Below are 4,793 nucleotides of genomic sequence, written 5' to 3'. Positions count from 1 at the left end.
AACAGTATATGACTATTGCCCGGGGGTTGATAGATACCGCGCTATTGGGTGCTTACCAATGACAACAAGGAAGCAATAGCTTATACAGCAGGACTGCATCCCTCATTCTTATTGGCTTTCTAGCTGTTTCAGCACATTTGTATTTCTTTGCAAAAAAGCAGCATCCCCTGCCCCCATAGATTTCTCCATGGGAGGGATGCTGCTTGTGCTTCTACTTTCATTTTTCATTTTTTGAAAAAAAGTTATTTTTTGAAAACACCATGGTCAAAATGAAGTTAGAATGCCTTAGAAATCCCGTTATATCAACATTTTCAAGCTATGCTTAGCTAACAGATTGGCCATTTTTTAGTCTCGAGAATCTCGGGTCAGTTTTTCAACCATTTCCTTCAGCTGTCTGATAACGTCCAGAGCCGTGTCAAAGGCGACTTCCCGGACGGTGGCTGAAGGGTCACGCTTCAATTCTTCCAAGTCTTCCAGGCGCCCCTGTTCAGCAACAGTGCCCCGGACGAACTCATCCAGATCGTCAACCAGCTTGTTCAGATCCTTATCTCTGCCCATTTTAGCCACGGCCGCTCGTACAATGGAACTATCATCATGTACCAGGATATCCAGATCCTCATCGTCGCCATATTCCGCTACCTTCGCACGGATCAGCGGATCGTCGCTTTCAATCATGATCTTCCGATCATTGGCGGCCTGGTAGCTAGCTACCCGCTGAACCTCTGCATCCGGGTCGTACAACAGTTTTCGCACGTCTTTTGTCCGACCATACTCCGCCACAGCCAGGCGGACTTGTGGATCGGGGTCACGCACCAGCTTATCCAGGTCTTTATCCCGTCCATATTCGACCACCTTTACACGAATTTTTGGATCTTCGCAACATACCATCTGGTCTAGCTGATTGTCAGTGAATTGTTCCATGTTTTCCTCCATTTTGGAAATTATTGCCCGGGAACTTCCCAGGTTGAGGACAGATTATCATGTTATTGCCAGCTGTTGGGGATCGCCTATTTTTGGTCGACCAGATCATTTAAAGCCCCCTCATTTCGCTATGGAAAGTAGCGATTTTGTTGCCAAAAAGAAAAAACAACATCCTGCATCCGTTGTAATGCGAAAGAAGGATGTTGCCTTATTAGCTTGCTCATCAGAAATGGCGTCCTGCAAATCATGTCACGAACTATGTCATTGACGGCGGCGCTTGCTTTTGCCATCTGCCTAATTCAGAACTAAATTTTAGCAGTTTTCGACTAAAACAAAAAGCAGCATCCCCTGCCTCATAGATTTTTCTACAAGAGGGATGCTGCTTCTTTTAGTTATTCAGTTTTGTTTTCCTGCTTGCCAGCTTCAGCTACAAGCTTCTTATAATTATCTAAATCCGCTGCAGTGCAACCTAAGAAATCCAGTGCCTGCTTTTTGGTAAAGTTATGCTCAGTAACAAGACTGTTGTAGTAGCCAAGCTTTTCCTTTGCTTTTTCTCGTGAAGCTTCTTGACGGCCTTCTTGAAGACCAATTTCAATGCCTATTGCCTTTTCTTCGGCTAATCTAGTCTGCAAAGTCATGATGTTCCTCCTTGTAACTGGATCATTGTTGACCTTGTCCAGCTCTACTTTTAGGGCTACGGCAAACGGATAATCAGTGTTGTAGTCGCCTTGCAAAACATGGATCAAGGCGCGCAAATCTTCCGACAGTGGCGGATTCTGATTTTCCGCGTCGCCCTTTATGTTAATGATAACGTGTGTTGCCCCGGTTGACAATTTTGCCGATCCGCCAAAATCGAATTCAGGCTGATCAGCATACCTTACACGCCCTTCTCCAAATGGATCGAAATCGCAAAAGAAAATAACGTAGTTATCGTACAAACTTGAGTAATCATTTGCTTTTGGAAGCGAGTCTACGTTAATTTTTGTTTCGTAGTAGCGCATGCGCCTTCCGAGATCATCCTGCTGCCGCTTCTGCATCTCAAGGTCGTACCCGCGATTCTTTTCATCACGAACAAAAACGTCCAAGCGGACGTCCTTTTCGTTGCCCAGGCTGTTGAACTGCTTTTGAGCAGTGATCTCAACAACTTTCTTAATGTCAAGATCCGGGAAAATCGATCTAATTACCCGTAACGCAATTTCGCTGTTGGACATTACCAAGCCAAATGCGCCATCTGTTTTCAGATCGAAATATTTTCTTTCTGCCATGTACTTGTCCTTTCTAAAAATAAAAAGAGGACTCAAGCGCTACAACCAGCGTTTAAGTCCTCTTAAATTATTATGTTGTTGTCAATTATGGTGGAGCCATAATTGATCTCCTTTCTAGCGCAGCAATGCACGCGCAATCTACTTTTGTAACCTACTTCAGTTCTGAAACATAGACCTTGGTGTTGCTTGTCAGAGCATCATCAATTCCCTTTGCCTGCTGACCCTTCCATGCTGCAATGTATGCTTCAATGCCATTTGCAAGCAAAAGATTGGCCAGCTTGTGGACTGAATCCAAAACTCTGTCGTTTTCAATTAAATCCATATCAAACGCAATAGTTGCACGCTTTACAGACAGCTTCTTTAAGATTGGAAGAAAATCCGCGTAAGACGTAACGCCAGCAACAGCCAGTACATCACGTCCATACCTATCAAGCTGCTCTTCAGAAAACTGTTTTGATAAGTTTGCTGCAGCAACAATGCCTTTTAAGCCACCTTCTGTCAGCCAGATTCCTTTTTCTTGATGAATATAGGAATCCAGCATTGCCTTTTGCTTTGGATCATCACTTGACAGACAAGCAATTCGGTCATTATAGGCCACTTCTACGGGCATATGCTCGCCATAGCCTTCAGCACCATGATTTTGGTTTCTGGAAGAGATCCAGCGGTATTTGTTTTCAAGTTTTAATTTGAAGACATACTCTTCTGGCTTGCCATCTTCCATGTAGGTTCCTTTTATCTCGTCCTTTCCAGAAGCATCTCCAGTGTCGATCACTTTGATCTGGTTGCTGGATACAGCCTTAACGATGTATTGATTCGTGTACTTGTCGATAGAGATCATAAACGAAGTCTTCTTTGAAGAGCTTGTTACAGTACTCTGAACGGCTTTAACTGGGGGATTGTTAAGTCTTACTTGAAATCCTAAAATCTGGTTGTACATCGAGTAGTACGGCACTAGCATTCCTTGCGAGGTGCAGTTGAAGAATGGCAGTTCATACCGACCGCCTTCATCAGTGACAGTTTCCCCGAAAAAGCCCATTACGCCTTTCCACGTACTCAGTCTCAAATGCGCCTGCTCCAATGCTTGAATCCAGACTGACTGATACAGCCCGTTATCCAATACTGCTTGCGGCTTTGGCTTGCCGATGCTGGCAAAACCGCCATGAGGATGCAAAGCAATGTGCCTGTCATCTAATCCTCTGTCATGCAGATTCTGACGATCAGCGTCACTCAGTGGATAGTACTTGACTACCAGTTGATTCATCGCATCACGTTTATCTGGACTGGCAAACTTATAGGTTCGCTTTCTGACAATCTTTTTGGCATCAAACTTTACAGGTTTCTTGTCGTCTAGGACATAAAGATAGCCTTGTCCTACTGGATGATCATTTGGTCGCTTCATGCAGATTACTTTTGTGCCAGTTACGTTAGTGACGCACCAGCCATTAGCTTCTCCGCAAATTGGACAGTGCCCAACTGAAAAGCGCAGCCAGTATACTTTCTCTTTTTTGTAGTCACGGTCTCTCATCGACGTTACGTCTAACCGGCCACCAAACTTGTTTTCCAATTCAGCAAATTCGCTCATTTTTATTTTCCTCTCTTTTTTCCTCTTTTGCTTATTGATCATTTAAAAATATTGATTACTTTTTTGATGATTGTTACATCTTCGTTCGGCAGTATTTGCTGAACGAACTTGATTATTTCTGTTTCCGGATAGTTCTCGGAAACCATCAGCTTTATTATTCTAATAGCTGCCTCCATAAGTTTTTCGTCACACATATATGTTGCATTTTTCTCCGATTCCAGCACTCCTTTTGGACGCAAAAAAGAGACTACAAAAATTTTTGTAGTCTCCTATTTCTTATTTGGTATTTGTAAGTAAAACGACAGGCACACCAAATAGGCTATGCCTAAAATTGTAAGTCCGGCTAAGCCAGGCTTTTAACACTACACGGAGAAACTTCTTCGTGCCAGCACTAAAATGCTGAAAAACTTGTTGACCTTGCGGCCCACTGCTGCAACTGCCTCAGTGCTAAGCTCCCTCTGAAGCCTAGATGTAAAAAATCAATTAAAAATATTTTTACCCCTTTATTGTACATCTAGTCGGCCAAAATTGCATCTCTAACCAGTGGCAACATTTATCGAAAAAAGCGATAGATTTGCTTTTCAATCGCTTTTACGCGCGTTTTGCGACGAAAAACTGTCGTGGATGCAAAAGAAAAGCATCCCTGCCCTGTACATTGTTGTACGGGAGGAATGCTCTCGTCAGAAACGACACCTTGGTAATCGAAAAATCGCACGTCTTTTATCTTGAATTTGTACCTTATCAGAAATGACACCTTCTCAATCACGATGATTTCAAGTCGATTAGATCTTTTTTGGGAAAGACTTATCAAAAATGGCACCTTATCAATCGAGTACCGCTTGATCTGGGACAGCTCATCTGGGAAAAGACTTATCAAAAATGACACCTTATCAATCAACGTTCCAGCCCAGCTCTAGCGTCCTTCCGGGAAAAGACTTATCAAAAATGACACCTTATCAATCCGTCTAATTGTAATCTATTTCTAATGTTTTGGCAAGGGCCAAACAAAAAACAGCCTCCCCTGC

At 43.1% G+C, this 4,793-nt stretch carries 3 protein-coding genes; all 3 read right to left on the bottom strand.

Annotated features, from left to right (window positions below; genetic code table 11):
* Positions 1-345: 345 nt before the first annotated feature.
* Positions 346-921 (bottom strand): HEAT repeat domain-containing protein, encoded by a 576-nt coding sequence (locus ACYVUV_RS12175; protein WP_484499548.1) that lies wholly within the window; start codon positions 919-921, stop codon positions 346-348.
* A 392-nt stretch (positions 922-1,313) separates the two neighbouring features.
* The gene (locus tag ACYVUV_RS12170; RefSeq protein WP_484499547.1) at positions 1,314-2,186 is read right to left on the bottom strand and encodes an Rpn family recombination-promoting nuclease/putative transposase; all 873 of its coding nucleotides are present in this window, start codon (positions 2,184-2,186) and stop codon (positions 1,314-1,316) included.
* 151 nt (positions 2,187-2,337) lie between these two features.
* A complete protein-coding gene (locus ACYVUV_RS12165; RefSeq protein ID WP_484499546.1) occupies positions 2,338-3,768 on the bottom strand; it encodes a DUF3854 domain-containing protein in 1,431 nt (476 codons plus the stop codon).
* Positions 3,769-4,793 lie beyond the last annotated feature (1,025 nt).

Source organism: Lactobacillus sp. WILCCON 0149, assembly GCF_057197965.1.
This window is presented reverse-complemented; position numbering and strand designations above follow the sequence as displayed.

Bases quoted from the DNA above. Each gene is read 5' to 3' on its own strand.
- ACYVUV_RS12175 (WP_484499548.1), bottom strand. From the start codon at position 921: ATGGAACAATTCACTGACAATCAGCTAGACCAGATGGTATGTTGCGAA.
- ACYVUV_RS12170 (WP_484499547.1), bottom strand. From the start codon at position 2,186: ATGGCAGAAAGAAAATATTTCGATCTGAAAACAGATGGCGCATTTGGC.
- ACYVUV_RS12165 (WP_484499546.1), bottom strand. From the start codon at position 3,768: ATGAGCGAATTTGCTGAATTGGAAAACAAGTTTGGTGGCCGGTTAGAC.